Source organism: Enterobacter ludwigii, from assembly GCF_001750725.1.
Classification (GTDB): Bacteria; Pseudomonadota; Gammaproteobacteria; order Enterobacterales; family Enterobacteriaceae; genus Enterobacter; species Enterobacter ludwigii.
On sequence record NZ_CP017279.1, the window covers coordinates 1,954,131 to 1,977,906 of the forward strand.

18 protein-coding genes are annotated in these 23,776 nt (G+C 56.8%); 6 read left to right on the forward strand and 12 right to left on the reverse strand.

The genetic code is table 11. From position 1 onward, the window contains the following. Window positions 1-21 precede the first annotated feature (21 nt). The 9 genes from tssC to BH714_RS09250 form a co-directional block, all read right to left on the reverse strand. Window positions 22-1,521, reverse strand: a complete 1,500-nt coding sequence (gene tssC / locus BH714_RS09210) for a type VI secretion system contractile sheath large subunit (RefSeq protein WP_014170549.1) — start codon at window positions 1,519-1,521, stop codon at window positions 22-24. Window positions 1,522-1,524: 3 nt separating this feature from the next. Continuing rightward, window positions 1,525-2,049: a type VI secretion system contractile sheath small subunit gene (gene tssB / locus BH714_RS09215; protein ID WP_008502644.1), complete on the reverse strand. Its 525-nt coding sequence runs from the start codon at window positions 2,047-2,049 to the stop codon at window positions 1,525-1,527. A 75-nt stretch (window positions 2,050-2,124) separates the two neighbouring features. Continuing rightward, the gene (tssA, locus tag BH714_RS09220) at window positions 2,125-3,141 is read right to left on the reverse strand and encodes a type VI secretion system protein TssA (protein ID WP_020883458.1); all 1,017 of its coding nucleotides are present in this window, start codon (window positions 3,139-3,141) and stop codon (window positions 2,125-2,127) included. An 11-nt stretch (window positions 3,142-3,152) separates the two neighbouring features. Beyond that, window positions 3,153-3,869 (reverse strand): type VI secretion system-associated protein TagF, encoded by a 717-nt coding sequence (gene tagF / locus BH714_RS09225; protein ID WP_020883457.1) that lies wholly within the window; start codon window positions 3,867-3,869, stop codon window positions 3,153-3,155. 16 nt (window positions 3,870-3,885) lie between these two features. Beyond that, entirely contained in the window at window positions 3,886-7,506 is a 3,621-nt protein-coding gene (gene tssM, locus BH714_RS09230) for a type VI secretion system membrane subunit TssM (RefSeq protein WP_014170553.1), read from the reverse strand. Window positions 7,507-7,508: 2 nt separating this feature from the next. Then, window positions 7,509-8,747 (reverse strand): DotU family type VI secretion system protein, encoded by a 1,239-nt coding sequence (locus BH714_RS09235; RefSeq protein ID WP_014170554.1) that lies wholly within the window; start codon window positions 8,745-8,747, stop codon window positions 7,509-7,511. A 17-nt stretch (window positions 8,748-8,764) separates the two neighbouring features. Further along, window positions 8,765-10,108: a type VI secretion system baseplate subunit TssK gene (gene tssK, locus BH714_RS09240; RefSeq protein ID WP_040017749.1), complete on the reverse strand. Its 1,344-nt coding sequence runs from the start codon at window positions 10,106-10,108 to the stop codon at window positions 8,765-8,767. Window positions 10,109-10,136: 28 nt separating this feature from the next. Continuing rightward, the gene (gene tssJ, locus BH714_RS09245; protein WP_014170556.1) at window positions 10,137-10,640 is read right to left on the reverse strand and encodes a type VI secretion system lipoprotein TssJ; all 504 of its coding nucleotides are present in this window, start codon (window positions 10,638-10,640) and stop codon (window positions 10,137-10,139) included. Window positions 10,641-10,663: 23 nt separating this feature from the next. Beyond that, window positions 10,664-11,158: a hypothetical protein gene (locus tag BH714_RS09250; protein WP_014170557.1), complete on the reverse strand. Its 495-nt coding sequence runs from the start codon at window positions 11,156-11,158 to the stop codon at window positions 10,664-10,666. A gap of 1,002 nt (window positions 11,159-12,160) precedes the next feature. On the opposite strand from BH714_RS09250, the gene BH714_RS09255 reads away from it, so the two are divergent. Both BH714_RS09255 and BH714_RS09260 read left to right on the forward strand, forming a co-directional pair. Next, a complete protein-coding gene (locus tag BH714_RS09255; RefSeq protein WP_040017751.1) occupies window positions 12,161-14,449 on the forward strand; it encodes an FdhF/YdeP family oxidoreductase in 2,289 nt (762 codons plus the stop codon). 23 nt (window positions 14,450-14,472) lie between these two features. After that, window positions 14,473-15,375 carry a LysR family transcriptional regulator gene (locus BH714_RS09260; protein WP_020883452.1) on the forward strand — a complete coding sequence of 301 codons (903 nt, stop codon included), beginning with the start codon at window positions 14,473-14,475 and terminating at the stop codon, window positions 15,373-15,375. A 17-nt stretch (window positions 15,376-15,392) separates the two neighbouring features. Here BH714_RS09260 and BH714_RS09265 read toward each other — a convergent pair whose 3' ends face one another. Then, window positions 15,393-16,145 (reverse strand): phosphate/phosphite/phosphonate ABC transporter substrate-binding protein, encoded by a 753-nt coding sequence (locus BH714_RS09265; protein WP_040017752.1) that lies wholly within the window; start codon window positions 16,143-16,145, stop codon window positions 15,393-15,395. Then, window positions 16,138-17,109 carry a fatty acid desaturase gene (locus BH714_RS09270; RefSeq protein ID WP_040017754.1) on the reverse strand — a complete coding sequence of 324 codons (972 nt, stop codon included), beginning with the start codon at window positions 17,107-17,109 and terminating at the stop codon, window positions 16,138-16,140. The genes BH714_RS09265 and BH714_RS09270 overlap by 8 nt, the downstream gene beginning before the upstream one ends. 165 nt (window positions 17,110-17,274) lie before the next feature. On the opposite strand from BH714_RS09270, the gene BH714_RS09275 reads away from it, so the two are divergent. Both BH714_RS09275 and gap read left to right on the forward strand, forming a co-directional pair. Further along, complete coding sequence (locus tag BH714_RS09275; protein WP_040017755.1) at window positions 17,275-18,255, forward strand: GlxA family transcriptional regulator; 981 nt, start codon at window positions 17,275-17,277, stop codon at window positions 18,253-18,255. Between the two features lie 78 nt (window positions 18,256-18,333). Beyond that, on the forward strand, window positions 18,334-19,344 hold the full coding sequence (gene gap / locus BH714_RS09280; protein ID WP_040017756.1) for a type I glyceraldehyde-3-phosphate dehydrogenase: 1,011 nt from the start codon (window positions 18,334-18,336) through the stop codon (window positions 19,342-19,344). Between the two features lie 70 nt (window positions 19,345-19,414). Here gap and BH714_RS09285 read toward each other — a convergent pair whose 3' ends face one another. Beyond that, on the reverse strand, window positions 19,415-20,602 hold the full coding sequence (locus BH714_RS09285) for an MFS transporter (RefSeq protein WP_040017757.1): 1,188 nt from the start codon (window positions 20,600-20,602) through the stop codon (window positions 19,415-19,417). Window positions 20,603-20,717: 115 nt separating this feature from the next. On the opposite strand from BH714_RS09285, the gene BH714_RS09290 reads away from it, so the two are divergent. Together BH714_RS09290 and BH714_RS09295 are read left to right on the forward strand one after the other, a co-directional pair. Next, complete coding sequence (locus tag BH714_RS09290) at window positions 20,718-21,674, forward strand: AraC family transcriptional regulator (protein WP_020883446.1); 957 nt, start codon at window positions 20,718-20,720, stop codon at window positions 21,672-21,674. Window positions 21,675-22,036: 362 nt separating this feature from the next. Next, complete coding sequence (locus BH714_RS09295; RefSeq protein ID WP_014170568.1) at window positions 22,037-23,722, forward strand: alpha,alpha-trehalase; 1,686 nt, start codon at window positions 22,037-22,039, stop codon at window positions 23,720-23,722. Window positions 23,723-23,776: the final 54 nt, after the last annotated feature.

Genomic DNA, 23,776 nt, shown 5'->3' on the forward strand with positions numbered 1-23,776 from the left:
CCGAAGGACCGGCAACGCACATCATGCATCTTTCGTCTTCAGTGACGGCAGTTTCGAAACCAGACGCAGAGAAACGGTCAGACCTTCCAGCTGGTAGTGTGGACGCAGGAAGAATTTCGCGGCGTAGTAGCCCGGGTTATCTTCAATTTCCTGCACCTGCACTTCGGCAGCCGCCAGCGGTTTACGGGACTTGGTCTCCTGTGAGGAGTTAGCCGGGTCGCCGTCCACATAGTTCATCACCCAGTCGTTCAGCCAGCGTTCCATCTCTTCACGTTCACGGAAGGAGCCAATTTTGTCGCGCACGATGCACTTCAGGTAGTGGGCAAAGCGGCAGCAGGCGAACAGGTACGGCAGACGGGATGCCAGACGCGCGTTAGCGGTCGCATCCGGGTCGTGGTACTCAGCCGGTTTCTGCAGAGACTGCGCGCCGATGAAAGCGGCAAAGTCAGAGTTTTTGCGGTGAACCAGCGGCATAAAGCCGTTCTTCGCCAGCTCGGCTTCACGACGATCGCTGATGGCGATCTCGGTCGGGCATTTCATGTCCACGCCGCCGTCGTCGCTCGGGAAGGTATGACACGGCAGGTTTTCAACCGCCCCGCCAGACTCCACGCCGCGGATTGAAGTGCACCAGCCGTACTCTTTAAAGGAGCGGTTGATGTTGGCAGCCATGGCATACGCGGCGTTCGCCCAGGAGTAGCTGTTGTGGTTCGCGCCATCGGTCTGCTCTTCGAAATCGAAGCTGTCGACCGGGTTAGTGCGAATACCGTACGGCAGGCGCGACAGGAAGCGCGGCATTACCAGGCCAAGGTAGCGTGCATCTTCGGATTCACGCAGTGAACGCCACGCGGCATACTCGGTGTTCTGGAAGATTTTGGTCAGGTCGCGCGGGTTCGCGAGTTCCTGCCAGGACTCCATCTGCATCACGCCCGGTGCGGTACCGGTGATAAACGGACAGTGGGCCGCCGAGCCGATACGTGCCATCTCGCCCAGCAGTTCAACGTCCTGCGGACTGTGGTCGAAGTAGTAGTCGCCGACGATGCAGCCAAACGGCTCGCCACCAAACTGACCGTACTCCTGCTCGTAAATTTTCTTGAAGATTGGGCTCTGGTCCCAGCCCACGCCCTTAAAGCGTTTCAGGGTACGACCCAGCTCCTGCTTGGAGATGCTCATAAAGCGGATCTTCAGCATCTCGTCGGTTTCAGTGTTGTTCACCAGGTAGCTCAGACCGCGCCAGGCGCTCTCCAGCTTCTGGAACTCTTCATGGTGAATAATCTGGTTCACCTGCTGAGACAGCTGCTCGTCGATACCGGCAATCAGGTTCTGAATGGTGCGGTAGGTGTCACTGGAGAAGGTAACGGTATTTTCCAGCGCCTGCTGCGCCAGCGTTTTTACCGCACTTTCCACCGCGGAGCGCGCCTGATCGGTTTTCGGGCGGAACTCTTTGTTCAGCAGCGCGCTGAATTCATCCTGGCTGAACGCCTGACCACTCTGCTGCTCGTGTTGTTGAGTCTGGTTGCTCATCGATTATTCCTCGCTACCTTTCGCGCTTTCGTCATTTTTCGGCAACTGGCTCAGAGATTTGAGCAGCGTCGGATCCTGCAGAATTTTAGCGATCAGCTCTTCCGCGCCGTTTTTGCCATCCATATAGGTCAGCAGGTTGGAGAGTTGAGTACGTGCTTCCAGCAGCTTGTTCAACGGCTCAACCTTGCGGGCTACCGCGTCCGGCAGGAAGTCGTCCATGCTGTCGAAGGTCAGATCAACGTTGAGCTTACCTTCGCCGGTCAGCGTGTTATCCACCTGGAACGCCACGCGAGGTTTCAGCGCTTTCATGCGCTCGTCAAAGTTATCAATGTCGATTTCGAGGAATTTACGCTCATCGACTGCCGGCAGGTTTTCCACCGGTTTGCCGACCAGATCGGCCATGACGCCCATCACAAACGGCAGCTGAATTTTACGTTCTGCACCGTAGATCTCTACGTCGTACTCGATCTGCACGCGGGGGGCACGGTTACGTGCGATAAATTTCTGCCCACTGTTACTCATTGCCATGATGTTCTCCATCAAAGATGCGCGGTGAAGGTGAAACGGCAGGCTCCATGCCTGTCGTCATAATGCCAGGACGCGTTATTCGCGGCGTCCAAAGATGTTTTCCAGTTGGTTAACGCCGTCTGGCGCCAGGTCGCGAATAATGTCCATAAAGTTAAGTTCTGACAGCCGCTGCACCCGTTCAATCATCAACGGTGCGGGGTGGCTCGGTTCGTACTGCGCAAAATACTGTTTGGCTTTCTCCAGCATCAGCTGTGCATCGGCGCGGCTGGTGACCTGCACGCTGCGCCAGTCTGTAACCTGCTGAACGGGTTGTGCGACCGCCGGTTGAGGTTCAGCGCTGAGCTCAGCCTGTGCCTCCCGGTTGGGCAGCAGCTTGCTGATGTCGGTTACCTGACAGGCGCTGGCGACCAGCCCGACGGTTTTCAGCAGCTGTTCCATCTCCGGAACGCCGCTTTCACCAAGATGGCCGGTGAGCAACTCGCGAATGGCCAGCAGCCGTTCGTTAATCACTATCACCGCCGACGTGCCCGGCTGATCGCCGCGGGCCAGCTCGTCAATCAGTCTTGGACGGCCACCGGGGTAATCCGGACATTCGGTTTTACTGCCATCCAGCAGTGCCTGAGCGTCGCGAAGTGAAATTTCATCGCCATTTGATCGCAGCAGCGAGGCGTTACGCACGGCGACGGTCAGGTCAGACTTATCACTCAGCCCGGCCAGGGCGTTAATGCGGTAAAACGGGTCGGTTTCGCCATACTCTTCCAGCAGCGGATAGAGCGGCTCCCAGTAACGCGTGATCGCCTCCTGCACCAGTAACAGCCCGTCGGCGTAGCCCGCAAGGCCGCGGCGACGTGTCCATGCATGCGTTAACGCCAGCATGACGCGCAGATCTTTGGTGCGGCTCAGCAGGCTGGTGGCGAATTTTTCCACCGTATTCCAGTCAGCAGGTTCTGCCGGAATGATGGTGTCGCCAAACTGCTGCTCTGCTTTGCCCTGGCTGGCCTGATTCATGAGCTGGAAATCAGCGTCATACTCCAGGTTTTCGCCACAGGGCTTGTCGGGGCTTATTGGCGCGAGAAATTCTTCGATATTCATAAGATCCCTGCTTATTCAAACATGGGCGGATAGAGACCGTGACGGCCCGGGCGGGCGCCACCTGCCGGGTCGAACAGCAGCGTAAAGAGCTGCCCGGTGAAGTTGCCACTGTGAACATGGGTGTAGAGCGGGTAGCCGTCGCAGCGGTTGGTCCACCAGTAGCTGGTCTGGCGAAGCGGGTCAAAGCACTCTGCTGCCTGAGGCCAGCCCAGCGTGCTCTGGCCGTCTTCGTCATAACCAATCACATCGAGAATATCTGAGCGCTTTTGCGGCTCGACGGGCTGCGGTGCCGGAATGGACATCAGCATGTCATCGAGCTGTGAGGCAGAAAAACTGTTACGTACCGCATGCAGGCCCAGACGGCCAATCTGCTGATACCAGCTTTCAGCCTGACTGAGCAGACGTGATGACCAGTCCGCGGGGGCAAAGCTGAGCTGAATGCAGACCGGATATTGTCGACCAACGCTGTCACGTCCCGGCAGCAGGCAGCCCATCTGAATCATCTGGCTGCCCAGCATCGGCGGTACGACAAAATTCCAGACCGGCGCTTTGTTAAACGGGCGCTCACCGCTGCGCTGCTCTTCCTGCTGCCAGGCCAGCAGGCCGACCTGGAACCAGTGCGACCACTGGCGTTGCAGGGTGTCAGGAAAGCGACGCTGCAAAAAATCTCCGGCGCTGGGCAGTTTGCCATACCAGCTGTAGCGGTTCATCGCAGGGGTATTCGTCATACGGCTGTCCTTGCGGTTATGGGCATGAGAAACGGGGAAGCTGGAACGGGTTACGAATACTGTTTGGCGCAAATTCCAGCGTAACCTGATGTCCGTCTACGTTGAAGGTCGCCTGGCGACTCAGACTTCCCGCCCCCGGGCTGGTACGCGCTTTATCGAAAAAGCGGTTCAGCGCCCAGGAACCGTTAGTCACCAGCGTAGCCGTGCTGCCGTTAGCCAGACCCAGCTGCATACGCACCTGGTTAGTCCCGCCCGGCCCCGGCCAGTTCATGATCTGCACAGCCTGTGGACCGTGGCTGTAGCGCAGCAGTTGACCGTCAACATCCAGCGTCAGGTTAAGGATTGTGTTATCCATTCTGACGGTGCGCACCGTCACTTTGTAAGATGGCGTGGTGGCACCGTTAGCAAAGAAAGCATCGCGAATGGACTGCGCCTGCTGGAACGGTCTCAGGAGCCCTTCACTTCCGGGCAGCGTTTTTCCATCAATGCCCGGCATAAAGCGCCAGTTCGCCTGCGTGGTATCGACTTTATTGGTCAGGTTGTCACGAAAGAAGGTGTCCATCAGCCCGGTGCCTGGCGCAAACATGCGCGCGAGATCGTCCGGCGTGACCTCCGTACTGGCGCTGCGCACCAGCGGGTAACGGCCAGCGATTGCCTGACGGCAGAAACCGCCGACTTCGACGTTGATCCGCTTACGCACGTTTTCGAGGTCGCGACGCTGGGTATCACTGCTGGCCCCCACCGCCATATTGCTGAACATGGTTTGCAGACCGCCCGGCAGACGACCGGCACTGGCCTGCAGACGGCTAATCGCCTCGCCTCCCGGAGCAGGCATGCCGCTGTTGGCCGCGTCCTGAACGGCAGTCAGGTAGCGGTAAAGTTCATCGACCTGCTTGAGAAAATCATCAAAGACGATGGTCTTCCCGCCCTTCTCCAGCGGCTGCGCCAGCTCAATCATTGGAGCATAGTGATCGGTTACCAGCTGTTCAGGTGCCTGAGTGACCACCGCGGCCTGCGTCGGGGCATTGTCATTATTACTGAATAACGCTTCGAGCGTGCGGGTGGCACGGTTGCTTTGCGCTTGCGCTTTACCGGCATCGTCCGGGGCTGGCGCATTACGTGAAAGCGTCAGGACCTGGCTCAGGTTCAGCACCAGACGGCGCAGCGGCGAGTTTGCCCCGGAGAGCAGACGCGCGGTATTGATACGCTGGGAGAGATCGGCGCTGTTATTAAGCTGAATGTCGGCGAGGAAGCGATCCCAGTTGGCGATAAAGTCGCGCATGTAGAGCTGGCGCACGGCGTTATCGATCTGCTGTTTATCTTCCTGGGCTGAGGTCGCCCCCAGCACCCACGCATCGTCTTCATGCAGGGCAGTGGTGACGCTGTCAATCTGGCCGTTGAAGCTTTTCCAGTAACCGTCCGGGGTATAAAGACCCGGTACGCCTTCACTCACCGGCTTGCCGCTTTTGCGTGAAAACACCAGCTCGCTCTGCGGACCGCCCAGGTCGGAGAGCGACACCGGTTTCAGGTTTTCATCATGCTCCAGCAGACGCTTCAGACGACCATACACCCGGGTGGAAAGTGGCTGCTGGTTGATTAGCGCCCTTTCACGCGCGACCAGGGATTCATCCTGCGCGTACGGCGAGGCCTGAATTTTCGGTTCAAGCAGCTGAGTCAGGTGCCACTCAAGCTGCTGAAGCTGCGCCTGAGTCACGTTCTGCGGCAGGTTACGCTGCAGATTAAGCATTACCCAGGAGTGCAGGAATTTGCCGTCGTAGTGCTTCGGCTGATAGAGCATCTGGTAGGCCTTCAGCGCTTCATAGCTGTATTCCACATCGCTGCCGTTATCGTTGCGCAGCCAGGTGGTGATATGCATCGCCACGGCAGGGAGCAGCATCTGGTCCAGCGCTTTCTGGTACAGAGACTGCGATGCATCGCTGACGTCATCGCCACGATAGAGCCCCATACGGCGTGAGACAGGCGGATCGTTAACATCAAACGCGTCACTTTTCGGCAGATCGACCAGGCCATTCAGCAAGGGCAGAAGGTCAAACAGATCGCGCTGAGGCTGATTCTGCAGCGCCTTGCTCTGCTGATCCAGCAGCGGCACCTTTGCGTCCACCTCTTCCAGATAAGCCTTGTTTCTGGCATAGCTGGTCAGCCACAGTCCACCGAGGATCACCAGTAGGGCCAGCAGCGCCGCATAGCCGGACCAAATGACGGCGCGGTTACGCAGTTCCCACCAGCGGTTTTCCCCGGCGATGCCGGCTTCCTGGAAAATGACGTTTTGCAGCAGGTTCTTGATGAAGAAGCTCTGCCCTTTCGCCCCCGGGATCGGAGCCTCTTTGCTGACGGAATCCCAGCGATTTCCCTCTTCACCTTCCGGCAAGGAGAGCGCACGGTTAAGTTCGCCCATCACCCGGTCAAACGGCATGCCTTCCTGGGTACCACTGGCGAAATAGATCCCGCGCGGGGAGAATTCGGTTTCAAAGTTAGAGCGGGCAAAGACCGTGCTCAGGTAGTCAGCCAGCAGCGGACGCAGTGCGGCAAACTCCTGCGGGAAGAGATACGCTTCCGCGCGCGCTTTTGCGTCATGCTCCTGCAGCAGAGTTTCCGGCAGTCCGGCATCCAGGCGCTGCTGTAAGAGGGAAAATTCCTGCTGGAAGTTACCCATCAGGTCGTAATCAGCGTGTTTGGTTTGCTCCCACGGCAGCGTGAAGCCCCAGATCTGGTCGCGCTGCGCTTTGTCGTAATCGGCAAACCAGGCACGGAAGCCTTTAAGCAGGTCAGCTTTGGTCACCATGACATACACCGGGAAGCGAATACCCAGCTGCTCATGCAGCTCAGAGAGACGCTGGCGCAGGTTGACCGCCTGCTGGCGTGACGCTTCAGGCGAGAGCGTCAGCAGGTCAGAAATGCTGATGGTAATAATCACACCGTTGATCGGCTGGCGACGGCGATACTTACGCAGTAACCCCATAAACTCAAGCCATTCACCGGCGTCCTGAACCTGTTCGCTCTCCTGGGTGGTATAGCGACCCGCGGTGTCCAGCAGTACGGCCTCGTTGGTGAACCACCAGTCGCAGTTACGCGTGCCGCCGATCCCGCGCAGCGCGGTCTTACCGAAACGGTCGGCCAGCGGGAATTGCAGTCCGGAATTGACCAGCGCCGTGGTTTTACCGCTGCCCGGCGCGCCGATGATGACGTACCACGGCAGTTGATACAGATATTGCGTGCTAAAGCGCTGCGTCCACTGGGCACCCTGTCCCGCTTTGCTGAAGTGCGCTTTTTTCAGCATCTGTGCGGCTTCGTCAAAACGGCTGGCGAGGATCTGCTCCTCGTTGTTCAGTCGCTTCTGCGGATCCGCTGCTTCCGGGCTGGTGGTGTTCTCATTGAGTTTGTCCATCAGCTTGCGGTTCAGCCAGGCATTGTACAGCCGCGGCAGAATGTGGCCCTGCGCCCAGAGCAGATAAACCACCGCAATACTGATGATGCGGTTCTGTTCAGATTCGAGCGGACGGGTGTCCACGATGGACAACAATGGGCCAATCATCCAGATAACCGCCGCAAGCGCAGTGACGCCCAGGAAGCTCCACAGAATGCGATTGGTCAAAATGGAAAGAAGAGTAGTCAGCATCCTTAGTTTCCTTGCGGCAATCCGTTCAGCTCAGCCTGGGTATTTTCAGGCGACACCAGCAGAGTAATTTCCACCCGGCGGTTACGGGCACGGTTTTCCGGCGTATTGTTAGGTGCCACTGGATTAATCTCGCCGCGGCCTTCCGCTTTCACACGTTCAGGTTGAGAGAGGCTTCCCTGCAGCATTTTCTGAACTGACCGGGCACGTTCCAGCGACAGTTCATAGTTAGAGGCAAAGCGCGCGCTGCGAATTGGCACGTTGTCGCTGTAGCCCACCACCAGAATTTTACCGCTGACGTTATTCATGGCCTGTGCAATACGGTTTATCACCGGCTCATAACGGTCACGTACCACGGTTGAGGCGGAAGCAAACAGGCCGTCCCCTTTCAGGATCACCACGCTACGGTCCGCTTCATCTTTTACCGCAACCAGACCGGCTTCAATTTCCGGCTTCAGGAAACCACGCAGGTTCAGCACCGCAGGCAGCTGGCGGGCAGGTTGCTGGATAGTCGTTTCGGGAAGCTGTGACTGATAAATTTTTGCTAATACCGGGTTGGTGCTATCGCCAAGCCGCCAGTTAAGCACGATATAGAACAGGCAGGCGATAAACCCGGCCAGCGCCACACAGGCCCACAGAGGTACCATGGGTCGCCATAGCTTGCGCAGTACCGGACGATCTTCCGGATGCGGAGAGAGCTGTGGCGGGTAACTGCCACGCACGCCGCGAATCATCTGCCACAGCCGTTGCTTGATGGTTTCAAGCTGGGTGCGGCCATTATCCAGCACCCGATAGCGCCCCTCGAAGCCGAGCAGCAGGCAGTAGTTGATCATCTCCAGCAGCAGAATATGTTCGCGCGGGTTTTGCGACAGACGCGCCAGCAGCTGGAAGAACTTTTCGCCGCCCCAGGTTTCGTTATGAAACGTCACCAGCAGACCATTGCTGGACCAGACGCCGCTGCTGCCCCAGGGGGTAAGCGCGGCGGCCTCATCAAGTGCCGTACACAGGCAGTAACGTGCCCCGACGATCACCTCATAGGCCAGACCGGCCTGCTGACAGCGCACTTCGAACCGGCGGATCTCATCGATCAGGCGCTGGCGCAACGCCACCTGATCGTCATGTGATACCGAATGACGGATTTGCGGAATCGCATTGAGCAGCGGATTGGCGGCCGCCACCAGCTGATTGTTGCTACTGGCTCCGGTAAACGCGGCATCACTGCCGGTATCCTGTCGTTCCTGCATATTAAGCGCTCGCTTTATTATTCAGTCGGGCTACGGATGGCCCAAAACTCCATATCAAGTCCCGGGAACTCGCCTGCGAGATGCAGGGCGAAAGCGCCGGACTTATCCATCTCGTGCCACAGCTCGCTCCCCTTCTCCAGCTCGAAGTAGCTGTAGCCTGCATGCCAGGGGATCTGCGGCGGTGCGACCGGCATGGCGCGCAGCATAATGCCAGGCAGTTGCAGCTGAACCAGATCGCGAATTTTCGAGACCGGCGCCACTTTCATCTGGGCAGGGAAATGGGTTTGCAGGTGTTCGCCCGGCACGTTGGCTTTGACCGCCAGCACGAAACCGAACTCACGCACCATGCTGGTTTCCGGCACGGTCGCGATGTTCAGACCGTGGGAACGCTCGTTAAGCGGCAGCTGAATGGCATGGTCTTCCATCACCAGAGACAGCCCCTGACGCAGCAGCATCATCAGTTTGCTGAAGCAACCCGCTAGGTCGTCGTGATCGTAAATCGGCAGCACGCTTTCAGCGGTACGCTGAGACGCCCAGGTAGCGAGCTCGGTCGCAAACGGCAGCCAGCTGCGCCAGAGTGTTTCCGGATGCAGCAGCGGAAGCGTTTTTAAATGCGAAACCTCGCCCAGATGGCGGTTCACCAGTGAGAGCAGCGTGAATTCAATCAGTTCCGAGGTATTAAAGCGGCCAGGCTGGCGCAGACGACCGCCAATTTGCTGGCTGCGCTGTACCAGTAAGCCGTGCAGATCGTTAATCATGCTGTAGATCTGCGGGCTGTTATTGGCGTTCAGCATCGGCGGAATGTAGCTGCTATCGAGACGCACGTGGTTATCGTTGCGTTTCTCGGTCACAAACGCCACGCCGATAGCGGTCCACTCTGCCGTTACATCTTTTTCCAGCATCAGGGTCAGACGCAGGCGGCCAAACTGCACGGTGGCATCGCCTACCGACATGGCGTTGTCGTCTTCCACCTCTTGCTCAAAGGCGATGAAGCGCGCCAGCGAGGCCGGCTCGTCACTGAAGATCACCTCTTCTCTCTCTCCACGGCGAACCGGCAGTGCGAGCACCACCTTTTCATTGGTGAGATTGTCAGGGATTTTCAGCGGCACCGGACCATTGCGGCCATTGCGCACCTGGAAAAAGGTTCCGTCAGGCAGCAGTCCACTGCAGTAGCTCAGGGCAATGCATCCCTGGCGCAGCATCGCTTCGTCCAGCTCAACGTCGAGAAAGCCCCAAAGGTATGAACGCTGCAGCGCACCCCATTCACGAACGTGGTTGAGCAGATAGCTTTCAGTCCGCTGAAAATGGTGTGGGCGTAGGAACATGCCTTCGGTCCAGACGACCTTTTCTGCTTTCGTCATGATGATGTAATTCCTGTTATGAAGCGCGTTACTGGCTGATGACCCGGATGCCATTCACGTCGAGAAAAACGTTGGCCTGGAGTTCATCCGCTGACCATTTCCAGAACTGGTAGATATGGTTTTCGCCTGGCACAGGCAGAGGGAGTGAAACGCGCCATTTTTTGCCATCCAGCATCTGATATTCCGCCATCACACCAATGTAGCGGGCGTCGGGAGAGCTCTGTCCACTCAGGGTTTTCGAGAGCTGACCCGGCATCAGGAAGAAAACATCGCTGTTCAGCAGATTCGCGCCAAGCGTGGCTGACGCGTTGTTCTGCAGGGAATAGAAGTCGCTGGACATGAAATCCGCATCGGATTTCAGCAACAGCACTCTGACTTTTAGCGGCGCAGATTCATTGATTTGTGGATGAGCCTGAAACTGCAGATTGTAGCGGGAAGGGTCGCTGTGTGAAGACGACGTACAACCACTGACAAGGGCGAAAATCGCCGCGTAAAAGACGGACCACAACCAATGAAAATTTTTATTATTCATAAAAATACGCTCAGGGACGCGGTTTAGTTCAGGATCCAGGTACCGTTAGCGCTGTCTTTGCAGGCTTTGCTGTTACCGTCCACATCAACACAGGTTGCCTTCTTACGCACTTTCGCACGCTGGGCCTGCTTACGGACGGTCGCTTCGTACTGATCGGCTTTGATCACTGCGCGCATCGGGACGTAGCCAATCAGCTGATCATTTCCCTCATCGGCAAGCGCCATCCAGTAGTGCTCAACCTGACCCAGGACCACATACGTTTTACCGGTTTCCAGGGTACGGATAACCTTTCCGCCGAAGTCAGGACGGCTCATCAGCGAGGCAGGATACATGGCACGATACGGCTCATTGAGCTGAGTAAACTCTGCAGGAGGTAAAACAGCATGACGGTGGGTTAACGTGACGCCATTGACCTGGCTGGTCACGATCGTGTCGTCGTTGATCACAGGTTTCTGCGGCGCTTTACAGCCCGCCACCGCCATTACAAACAGAAGTGAAAACAGTACGCGCATTTTCATATGCTTTTCCGTAGCGATATTTCGATGATGGAGATAAAGGGGATGAAGTTTGACTTAGGTGCTATTGTTAAAATAGTCAGTATATTTTCGGGGCGTTACTATTTAAGGGCATAGCTACCGCACGAGCCCTTCAGAATAAGGCCCAGCGTCTTCCTGACATATTTTGACAAACGGTAAGCAAGTTTACATGAGCTTGCCACCAATTCAATATTTACCGCTTCATAACTGATGGTTAATGAAGCACTCGAGACATTATAGGATTAATCTGAGAAAAAAATACGATTTAGCTAAAATCGTCTATTCCCCTCAAGCCAAAATCACATATCCATCTGATTTAAAATGAAATTCCACAAAAGAGAATCACTTTCATTAACGCAATAACCCTATTACTGCTACTACCATAATTAGTAGAATCTGGCTTTATGGGGGGCGAAGAAAATATATCCAATATGAATTATTTGTTGCATTATCGAGGTAACTTTCAATTTCAGCCAGACCTGTCTCAATATATGAAATTGTTTCAGGGAAACTGAGAAAAGTTAATTTTACACCTCAAAATAAGTTTGTCTTTTAATCTCCTTTTCGGATTTAATCTGGTAATTTTCCGATATTAACAATTAAGCACAGCTACATATTCCTGGTTATAGCGACGATTAATTTGCACCGATTCCTCCTGTCTGCAGGGGTCTTCGTCGCCCTGCCCTTCAGCCACCTTCATCTGAAATTTAACGCTGACTTCATCATCGCTTCGCTTTCGCCATAGCGCAGAGTGAACAGGTGATAGATAAGATTTATTATAAAAATGATAAAATTTCGTTATAATTTCTTTAAATGTTTACGCCGATTAGCTTGTAAGCCACTGTAAAATATAGCCATTCAATTCAATGCATTTAACTTTGCTCTGGCCTCTGGTAACAGACGCCATCATTGTTTTCGCTTATTGGCAAACCCGGTGGTTTATGGGCGCAGGTGATGTCATGACCGCACAAGTCAGGAGTTGGTATGAATAAGAAAAGACGCTCAGTTCCCGGTATCAGGCACTATGACGGCCCAGCCGGTGGCTGGGGGGCGTTAAAGGCGACGGCCATTGCGGTACGTACCCAAATGGATACGCTGGATGCCCCCACAACTCTGCTGCGCACAAACCAGCCTGACGGTTTTGACTGCCCTGGCTGTGCGTGGCCCGATAAAGAACACAAATCCACGTTCCAGTTCTGTGAGAACGGGGCGAAAGCCGTCACCTGGGAAGCCACCAATAAACGCGTCACCACGGATTTTCTCGCCAAAAACAGCGTGTCCTCGCTGCTGGCTAAATCTGACTTTGAGCTGGAAGGTTATGGTCGTCTGACCCATCCCCTGCGCTATGACCGGGCAAGTGATACCTTCCAGCCAGTGGAATGGGACGACGCTTTCCAGCGTATCGGTGAGGTGCTGCGCGGGCTTGAGCCTGACCAGGTCGAATTTTATACCTCCGGCAGAGCCTCGAACGAAGCCGCGTATCTGTTCCAGCTGTTCGCCCGCGAGTACGGTACCAATAACTTCCCCGACTGCTCGAATATGTGCCATGAAGCCACCAGCGTCGGTTTACCCCGTTCCATTGGTATCGGGAAAGGGACCGTCTCACTTGATGACTTCGATAAAACGGAGCTGGTTATCTCCATTGGTCATAACCCTGGTACCAACCATCCGCGGATGATGGGCACGCTGCATGAGCTGGCTCGCCGCAACGTACCGATTATCGTCTTTAATCCCCTGCGCGAGCGCGCGCTGGAACGTTTCGCGGATCCGCAAAGCGTTATTGAGATGGCAACCTACAGCTCTACCGATATCGCCTCCACCTATTTCCAGGTGAAAGCCGGGGGCGATGCCGCTGCGTTAAAAGGGATCGCAAAACACCTGCTGGAGATGGAGAACGAACGCGGAAACGTGCTCGATCGCGCCTTTATTGCTGAACACACCTTGGGCGTTGAGGCGTTTACTGCGGACATTGCGCAAACCGACTGGGAGGCCATTGAGCGTGAATCCGGGTTGAGCCGGGCAGCGCTCAAATCCGTGGCCGAGGCCTACGCAAAATCGAATGCCACCATCATCACCTACGGGATGGGCATCACCCAGCATAATAAAGGCACCGCGAATGTCCGCCTGATCGCTGATCTGTTGCTGCTGCGCGGTAACATTGGCAAACCCGGCGCGGGGATATGCCCACTGCGCGGCCACTCGAACGTTCAGGGTAACCGCACCGTGGGCATAAGCGAGAAACCGACACCGGCATTTCTCAACCGCCTGAAGGAGGTATTCGGTTTTGAGCCCCCTGCTCACCACGGCCATGATGCGGTGCAGGCAACGCAGGCCATGATCGACGGACGTGCAAAAGCGCTGATCTGTCTGGGGGGAAATTTTGCGGTGGCGATGCCCGATCACGAGAACGGTTTTCCGGCAATGAATACGCTGGATTTGAGCGTGCACATCGGTACCAAGCTCAACCGCACCCATTTGCTGGTGGGGAAAGAGACCTTTATTTTGCCGTGCCTCGGTCGTACCGAGCTGGATGTCCAGGCCACCGGACGCCAGTCCATTACCGTGGAGGACTCTATGTCGATGGTGCATGCCTCTTCCGGTAAGCTGAAACCCGCCTCTCCGCGCCTGCGCGCTGAGCCGGCCATTGTCGCCGGAATGGCGCAAGCCACCCTGCGGGAGACCCGCGTGGACTGGATGACGCTGGTTGAGGATTATGACCGTATCCGCAACCTGATTGAGCAGACCATTCCGGGCTTCGAGAATTACAATGAACGGATCCGCATTCCCGGTGGTTTTCGCATGCCGCTGCCGCCCACAGAACGTATCTGGCCAACAGCGACGGGCAAAGCGATGTTTTCGGTTTTCGACGGCGTCAATGAGAACGCCAGTGGTGAAGGCGATAATGTGCTGCGCCTGATCACGCTGCGCAGCCACGACCAGTACAACACCACCATTTACGCCCTTGATGACCGCTACCGCGGCGTCTTTGGCCGTCGCGATGTGCTGTTTATGAATGAAGACGATATGGCGCAGTCAGGCCTGGAGCATGGCGATCGCGTGGATATCGAAACCGCCCTGCCGGGGAGCGTTCAGCGTCTGGAAGACATTACCGTTGTGGCCTACAGCATTGCGCCGGGTTCCGTCGGAGCCTACTACCCGGAGGCCAACGTACTGGTTCCGCTTGATTATCTGGATAAGGACAGCGGTACGCCGTCTTATAAATCGGTTCCGGTCCGCCTCATCCTGCGTTCGAAAGAGATCCGCGTGCTGTAAGGCTTTCCGCGCAGAGAAATACGATGGATATAAAACAGTTAAAGTACTTAATCGCACTCGATCAGACCCGGCATTTTGGTAAAGCAGCCTCGCAGTGCAACATCACCCAGCCGACCCTCTCCATGCGTATTCGCAGCCTGGAAGAGGAGCTGGGGCTGGTGCTGATTACTCGCGGGCAACGTTTTGAAGGCTTTACGCCCGAAGGCGAACGCATTCTGGCATGGGCGCGCGCGGTACTGGCCGCTCACGACGGCCTGCAGGCCGAAGCCTCGCTGTGCAAAGGGCAAGTGGTGGGTGAATTGCGTCTGGGAATGGTGCCGCTGGCCAGCGTGGATCCGATGATCTTTATCCGCCAGCTGACGCAAAAATACCCGGAGCTGACCTACAGCCTCTACTCAATGTCCTCGCAACAAATTGCCGACGGCGTCAGCCGGAATCAGCTTGAACTGGGGATTTGCTACCTGAACAGCATTGACACCCGTCCGTTTGACATTATCCAGCTGCCAAAAACCGAAATGGGATTGCTGCACGATATCCGCCACTTCCAGCTGGATCAGGAGACGCTGACCTGGCAGGAACTGATGGCATTTCCGCTGGGGTTTCTGACCAAGGGGATGCATTATCGCGAGCATATGGAGGTGAGCTTTAAATCTGCCGGCATTAATCCCGAGTCTGTCTTTGAAAGCGATTCCACATTCCAGATCATTCAGGCGGTACAAAGCGGCGTGTGCTGTGCCGTGATGCCGCTGAACAACGGGCTGGAGAACCTGAACAGCCACTTCCGGATAACCCCCATAACCGACTCGAACATCGAAGCCCCTATCGGCCTGATCATGCGTCGACAGGCCCCCGTCTCCTCACTGGCACTGCGCTGTTTCACCGACGCGCAGGCGCTTTATCTTGCGGAGAACAACGGCATTGAGTGAGGTCATGTGATAACGCGTCAGTCGAGCAACACCGAATAAGACTGACGCGTCACCACACTGAACCCGCCGATCAGCACCGCCTTGCAAACGTCCCGGTATTGCGGGGCAGTCACCAGCGTATTCAGCGCATCACGAAGAGCGTTAAGCGTTTCAGGGGATGTGTTGTGCGCGGTAATCAGCGGTAACCCGGGTGTCAGGGGAGTACTGTCGATCGCCGCCAGCCCGTCGAGCAACGCCGGTTCATGACGCTGCAATAGCGCGTACGTCACGCAGTCGATAGCGGCGATATCGCCCTTACCCTCTTTTAGATCAATCAGCGACTGGCGATGGCTGCCGCTAAAGGTCGTCCGGGCAAAATAATGGCCATCGGGTGCAAGTGGCGCCACTTTTTTTCGCAGGGCGTGATAACCTGACTGCGAATCCGCAGAATTGCATACCGCCCATCGGCCGCGAAAATCAGCCAGTGTCCGGGAGCGCTTCTGGGCGCTCGTCACCAGAAGGCTACGGTAATAAAACGCTTCGCAGCCTGGCGCCTGATAGTGAAAACAGCCCACGACCTGTACGTCCGGCAATTGCGTCATCAGCGGGTAGCCGCAGGTCTGGCTGAGGACAAGCCCGGGCTGCTGCCAGTGGGCCAGCAGAGAATCATCGGGTACGCCTTCGCTCACCGGCACGCCGCGTTCGGCAAGCAGGTGCTGTACCGCTCGCCAGAGGGCATCGGTGTCGGTGCGATTGATGGCATACATCGGAAACGCCAGCGGGTTACTCATGACTTCCCTCGTGCTGACGCCCTGGGTGAGCGGTGACGTTGACCGCCCGCCCCCAGAACTGTCGCATCCATTCACTATAACCCCTGACCAGAAAACCGTGGTTACGCCGCTGGTACGCCGCCCGGTTTTGCAGATAGACGCTTTTTAGCCCATACCACGGAACACCCGGTAAATCGTGATGGACTGAATGGTAGTTAAGATTTAAAAACAGCACCCGCCAGAACAGCCCTGCTTCGTTGATGACAGAACGCGCCAGCGGATCATCCGCCGCGCGATGTTCATAAAAGGAGCGCACTTTGGTCAGCGCCAGCGCCGGATAACTTACCGCCAGCACAAACCAGACGGGTGAGAAACCGTTGTGCATCATCCAGGCAAACAGCGCTGCCAGCAGCGCCGCGTGGACGAGCCACATTGCCATTGCGCGCAGGTGAAGATGGCGAAACGCCGTCACGGCGCTGGACAGCGTCTGCAGGATATCCAGCAGCGGTGCCAGCAACAGCCGGCCGCAGAAGGTATTCCGTGCATGGATCACGCGCTTGTGCCAGGGCGAAAAACGTGCCCAGCTCTCCTCAGTAAAATAGTACGACTCCGGGTCATCCACCGGGATCGTCAGGCTATCGTGGCGATGATGGGCAAGATGAGAGTCCCGGTACAGACCATACGGATACCACACCGCCAGCGGAAGCGTGCCAAACAGCGCGTTAAGCCAGGCAAACCGCGTGGGATGGCCGTGGATCAGTTCATGCTGGAGTGACATATACCAGGTGGTAAATCCGATGAGCAGCAGCGTAGCGGGCAGCAATCCCAGCGTTTTCCAGTACGCCAGCGTGGCAAACCAGCCACTGTAAAGGGTGATGATGACGATCCACGTGGGCAGTTCGCTTCGCCACAAAAACCCCGAGGCGAGGTGGTGAATTTGATCGCGTTGTTGCGGATGTAAATAGAGGGAGCTTCGTTTACCCATGCCTTCAGACGCCGTTTCGCCAGAGAGAATACCCTGACGATCGGGGAAAACGCCTGAAATAACAAAGAACTTATATCGCTTTGCTTTGCCAGAAACGCGGGCAGCGCGAGATATCCCTCTCGTTCGCAGCTTGACTTATTTTGCAATAAAGGTACTTTTCAGGACATGAAGAAGATTCTGATTATCGTCCCTGACGGCGGCATGCTGTTTGAAGCCGCCGGTATCGCAGACATTCTGATGCAGGCGAACCGGCTGCATCCGGAAGGCCTAGCCCATCCCTGTTACCGCATAATCATCGCCACTACCCAGCCTCACCAGGTGATCCACGGCCAGTCCGGCCTGAATCTGCTGGCGGATTATCGCCTGCCGGAGCTGGATCCGCGTGAACCGCTTGATACGATTATTATCACCGGCCGCGGAATGAACGAGCAGGAGAGCACGGCGGTGGTGGACTGGCTGCACCTGGCTGCGCCACACGCGCGGCGGATAGCCTCCATTTGCGGCGGCGCGATGCTGCTGGCCCAGACCGGCCTGCTTGATGGACGCCGGGCAACCACCCACTGGCGGCTGCTGGAGACCCTGCAAACCCAGTACTCGGCCATCCATGTGGAAGGTGGCCCGCTGTATATTCAGGACGGTCCCATCTGGACCTCCGGTGGGGTTAGCTCCGGGTTTGATTTGACCCTGGCGCTGGTGGAAGACGATTACGGTTTTACCCTCGCTCGCGAGGTGGCGCAGGATATGGTGATGTATCTGCGCCGCCCCGGCGGGCAGCTCCAGTTCAGTCGCTATAATCTTCAGCAGCCCGGCACATCCGGCCCGATAAGCGACCTGCAAACCTGGATCCTGGAGAACCTGACCGCTGACCTGTGCGTGGAAAATCTGGCGCAAAAAGCGGCGATGAGCCCGCGCAATTTCACCCGCGTGTTCACCCGTGAAACAGGCGCCTCTCCGGCGCGTTATGTCACCGAAGCACGCCTTGCCGCCGCCCGGCAACTGCTTGAACAGACCAGCGACCCTCTCGAACGCATTGCTGAGCAGAGCGGGTTTGGCAGCAGCATCAATTTGCGTCGCGTCTTTGAGAAACAACTCCACCTCACGCCTGGCGAGTATCGTCAGCGCTTCCACTGTCGCAAAATGGCATAATGTGATCCTTTTTTGTCGTTTACGCCATCCGGCCTGACGCCTACAGTGACGCCAGACAACAGAGATAAGGAGTGCACTATGGTTAAGGTCGGCATTAACGGTTTCGGCCGTATCGGACGTAATTTCCTGCGCGCGGCGCTGGGTAACCCGGATGTGCAGATTGTGGCAATTAACGATCTGACGGACAGCAAAACCCTCGCCCATCTGCTCAAACATGATTCCCTTCTCGGCACGCTGCCGGCTCCCGTTGAAGCCGCGGACGGGGCACTGCAGGTCGATGGCCAGCGGATCGTCGTCTTTAGCGAACGCGATCCGGCGAATATCGCGTGGCGTGATGCCGGCGTTGACGTGGTTATAGAAGCCACAGGCTTCTTTACGGAACGGGAAAAAGCAGCCGTGCATATCACGCACGGTGGGGCTAAGCGCGTCATCATCTCCGCCCCCGGCAAAAACGATGACCTGACGGTGGTCATGGGTGTCAACCATGAACAGTACGATCCGGCTCAGCATTACGTAGTGAGTAACGGCAGTTGTACGACCAATGGCCTGGCCCCCGCCGCTCAGGTTCTGCATCAGCAGTTCGGTATTGAGCATGGCCTGATGAACACCACGCACGCTTATACCAACAGTCAGGCACTGCACGATCAGCCAGAGAAGGATCTGCGCGGTGCACGTGCGGCAGCGCTGTCGATTGTGCCTTACTCCAGCGGTGCGGCGAAAGCGCTGGGGAAAGTGATCCCCTCACTTGACGGTAAACTGACCGGGTATTCCCTGCGCGTGCCGGTTCCGGTGGTGTCGATTGTGGATTTGACGGTAACCCTGAGCCGTGACGTTACCGCTGAGGAGGTGAATGACGCCTTCCGGAAAGCCGCTGCCAGTGGCCCCCTGAAAGGCATTCTGGGTTACAGCGATGAACCGCTGGTTTCCAGTGATTATCAGGGCGACCCGCGCTCGTCAATTATCGACGGGCTCTCCACCCTCGTGATTGGCGGCAAAATGGTGAAGATCCTGGCGTGGTATGACAACGAGTGGGGATTCTCAAACCGTCTGGTGGATCTGGCGGTGCTGATGGATAAGAAAGGGTTGTAACCTTCCCCCCGTTCCCACTCTGAGTGGGTGTCGCTGCCCGGTAGCCTTTCGCTGACCGGGCACGCGTTCGTCACTCTGCTTTGACTTTCACGCCCATAAACACAATTACCATGGCCGTCACCAGCAGGAAACCGCTGCCCGCGAAGACACCGCTGGCACCGTTGAGGTCGAATACCGCCCCGCCCACTGCCGCACCGGCGCTTATCGCCAGCTGGATAGAGGCCACCAGCAGACCACCCGCACTTTCGGCTTCATCCGGCACGGTGGTGGCAAGCCACGTTGACCAGCCCACCGGTACCAGACCAAACGCAAAGCCCCACAGCGCGACCAGTAACCCGTCCAGCATCGCCAGATGACCAAACGCCACCATGGTGAGAGCAAGCACGCCCATCGCGAACGGTACCAGTGCCAGCGTCAGGCGCAGGTTACGCGCCAGCAGATGCCCGGCGACGGAGGTGCCGATGAAGTTGGCAATCCCAAAGCCCAGCAGGATCAGCGAGATGCTCTCCACGCTCGCCTGCCCCACCGTTTCAAGGAACGGACGCAGGTAGGTAAAGAAGGCAAAGTGGCCGCTGAAGATAAGAATGGTCGCCAGCATGCCGCCAATCATCCCCGGACGACGGAGCACGCGGAACAGCGTACTCAGGCTGCCGCTGCTTTCCGGCTTCATGGACGGCAGTACCCAGAGCTGCCACAGCAGCGCCAGCATGCTCGGCAGAATGCAGAGAATAAAGACGTTACGCCAGCCAATCAGGCTACCCAGATAGCTTCCCAGCGGCGCCGCCACCACCGTCGCAATCGAGACGCTGGAGAAGATCACCGCCAGCGCTTTCGGCACTTTATCGGCGGGCACCAGGCGCATCGCCGTGGCGGTCGACATCGCCCAGAATCCCCCGATCGCCACACCCAGCAACAGCCGGCCCATCAGCAGGACGTGCAGCGTGGGCGCAAAAGCCACCAGCAGGCTGGAGATGATCTGCAGCACCGAGAAGAATATCAATACCCAGCGACGGTCGATATTTTTGGTGGCCGGCGTGATGAGCAACCCGGTGACCAGCGCCACCAGCGCAGTGGCCGTCACCGCCTGTCCGGCCATCCCCTCGGACACCCCCAGGCTCGCGGCCATCGGCGTCAGCAAACTGGCGGGCAGGAATTCTGCTGTGATCAGGCCGAATACGCCAAGCCCCAGTGAGTAGACGGCTCGCCAGGCGGGTTTTGCAGGCGTGACCGCCTCTCTCGCCACGACACATGAATTCATCTGTTGTTCTCCCGTTATAAAAATGTGACAACTGTCGCAAAAGCATAGTGGGTTCACCCTGGACGATCTATGACATATAATCTCCACTTATTGATTATTCGTCCGGAGTTGCGTCATGACCGCTCATTCACCCGATTTGATCAGCGAACTTTTGCGCGGCATGCGCCTGTCGGGCGTGAAATACCGTCGGATTGAGGCCAGCGCGCCGTTTGGCGTGGCGTTTCACCAGGCGCCCGGCAAAGCCCAGTTCCATTTTGTCAGCCACGGCAGCGCCCTTTTGCGTATGGAGAGTGGCGCCACCTTCACGCTGAATGGCGGCGACGCCCTTTTTATCCCGAACGGCAACGCCCATGCCCTGCTCTCTGACGAGCACGCCAGCATTACCCCGGTCAGTGCATTCCCCAGCGAGCCTATCTGCGGTTCGGTCTGCGCGATCACCTGTGAGCCGTGTCCGGAAAGCGAGAACACCATCATCTTCAGTGGATGCATGGATTTTGAACTGGGTGGGATGCAGCCGCTGATCAAGGCGATGCCGGAAGTGATGATGGTGAGCCGGCTGATGTCCACATGGCCGGAAATTCATCCGCTGCTGGCAGCGATGGAGCGGGAATCAATGACCCGCCAGGCCGGATTCGCCGGGATCCTCGCGCGACTTGCCGACGTGGTGGCCGCGTTGATCGTGCGTGGCTGGGTTGAAGGAGGCTGCGGCAAAGCTACCGGCTGGGTGCAGGTATTGCGCGACCCGCGTTTGAGCCGGGCCATTTACGCCATGCATCAGCAGCCAGGCCTGAACTGGAGCGTGGCGGATCTGGCGAAAGAAGCGGGCACTTCCCGCTCCGTGTTTGCTGAACGTTTTCTGGCGGCCACGGGAACCACACCGGCAAAATATCTCAGCGAACTGAGGATGCGGCTGGCCATTCAATACATCCGCCACGAAAATCAGCCCATTGAAACCGTCGCGTTGCGTCTGGGGTACGGTTCACTGGCCGCGTTCAGTCGGGCATTTAAGCGCATTATTGGGCATGCGCCGGGCACGTTGCGCGAGACCAGCCAGACCCCGGAAGAGGTCTGAGCCAGGCGTTAGCGATACGTATTTTTTGCCAGTCACCTTTCGCGATTTAATTATGGGGCGTGCTAAGGGAGCACCTTGCGCTATTCCGGAATAAAAGAGCATTACACGCATATTATTATCGCGCCATGATTTGCGCCCGTTGATTAAATTAAAAGCAATATAATTATTTATCATAAAAAAGAATTACCTTTCATCGAGATAGCAAATTCTCCCAATCCCTTCCGGCGCATAACCAGACGGTAAATTGTCTGGTTATGCGCAAAATGGGATATTCGACACGCGAAGCGGCCAATATTCGTCTAAGGTTTTCAGGTGATTGATAACAGCGGCAACGCTGCTCAGCGAATACAGGAGATGAACCGATGATAAGACCTCGTACACTACGCCCTGCTCTTTTGCACCTGGCTTTGGGCGGCGCGTTACTCGGTGTGACAACATGGGGTTATGCGGAAGAACAACTCACCACCCAGACAAGCTCCCCCGATATTTTACTTGGTCCTCTCTTTAATGATGTGCAAAGTGCCAAACTGTTTCCCGATCAAAAGACCTTTGCTGACGCCGTGCCGAAAAGCGATCCGCTGATGATTCTGGCGGATTATCGGATGCAGCGCACTCAGTCTGGCTTCGATCTGAAGCACTTTGTGGAAATGAACTTTACGCTGCCAGCGGAGGGTGAAAAATACGTCCCGCCTGCCGGGCAAACTTTACGTGCACACATTGATGACCTCTGGCCCGTGCTGACCCGCACCACCGATAAAGCGAGTAATAAGTGGGATTCCCTTCTGCCGCTGCCTAAACCCTATGTCGTACCTGGTGGACGTTTTCGCGAGGTCTACTACTGGGACAGTTATTTCACCATGTTAGGGCTGGCTGAGAGTGGCCACTGGGACAAAATCAGCGATATGGTCGACAACTTCGCTTACGAGCTGGACAGCTGGGGACATATCCCGAACGGCAACCGCAGCTACTACCTGAGCCGCTCCCAGCCTCCGTTCTTCGCGCTGATGGTCGAGTTGCTGGCGACCCATGACAGCGATGCGCTGAAGAAATACCGTCCGCAAATGGAGAAAGAGTACGCCTACTGGATGGAGGGGGCCGACACGCTGCAGGCCGGACAAGCCAACAAACGTGTAGTGAAGCTGGACGATGGCTCAGTACTCAACCGCTACTGGGATGACCGCGATACGCCGCGTCCTGAATCCTGGCTCGACGATATAACCACCGCTAAAAGCAATCCTAACCGACCGGCCACGGAGATCTACCGCGATTTACGCTCAGCGGCCGCCTCGGGGTGGGACTTTAGCTCCCGCTGGATGGACGATCCGCAAAAACTGGGCACGATCCGCACCACCAGCATTGTGCCTGTCGATCTTAACGCCCTGATGTTTAAGATGGAAAAACTGCTGGCCAGGGCAAGCCAGGCATCCGGCGATACCTCCGCTGCCAGCAAGTATGACGCGCTGGCGACCGCGCGTCAGAAAGCGATCGAGAGCCATCTGTGGAATGATAAAGAGGGCTGGTACGCGGATTACGATCTTAAGAGCAAAAAGGTGCGTAATCAGCTTACGGCAGCCGCACTTTATCCGCTCTATGTGAAGGCGGCTTCGCAGGATCGCGCTGATAAGGTCGCTGCAGCGGCATCGTCACGCCTGCTCAAACCGGGCGGCATTTCCACCACCACCATCAACAGCGGCCAGCAGTGGGATGCACCTAACGGCTGGGCACCGCTGCAATGGGTGGCGACGGAAGGGTTGCAGAATTACGGGCAGGATAAGGTGGCAATGGATGTGACCTGGCGCTTCCTGAAAAATGTTCAGCATACCTATGACCGCGAACAGAAGCTGGTAGAGAAGTATGACGTTTCGAGTACCGGTACAGGGGGCGGTGGCGGTGAATATCCGCTGCAGGATGGCTTCGGCTGGAGCAACGGCGTGACGCTGAAAATGCTGGATCTGGTCTGTCCGAAAGAGAAACCGTGCGACAGCGTGCCGGAGAATCAGCCGGCAGCAAACGATGCTGTCGCACCGGCGAAAAGTACGGCGCAATAAAGCGGCCTCATTCCCTCACCCTCTCCCGCCAGGAGAGGGTGAATGGGCCGTCTT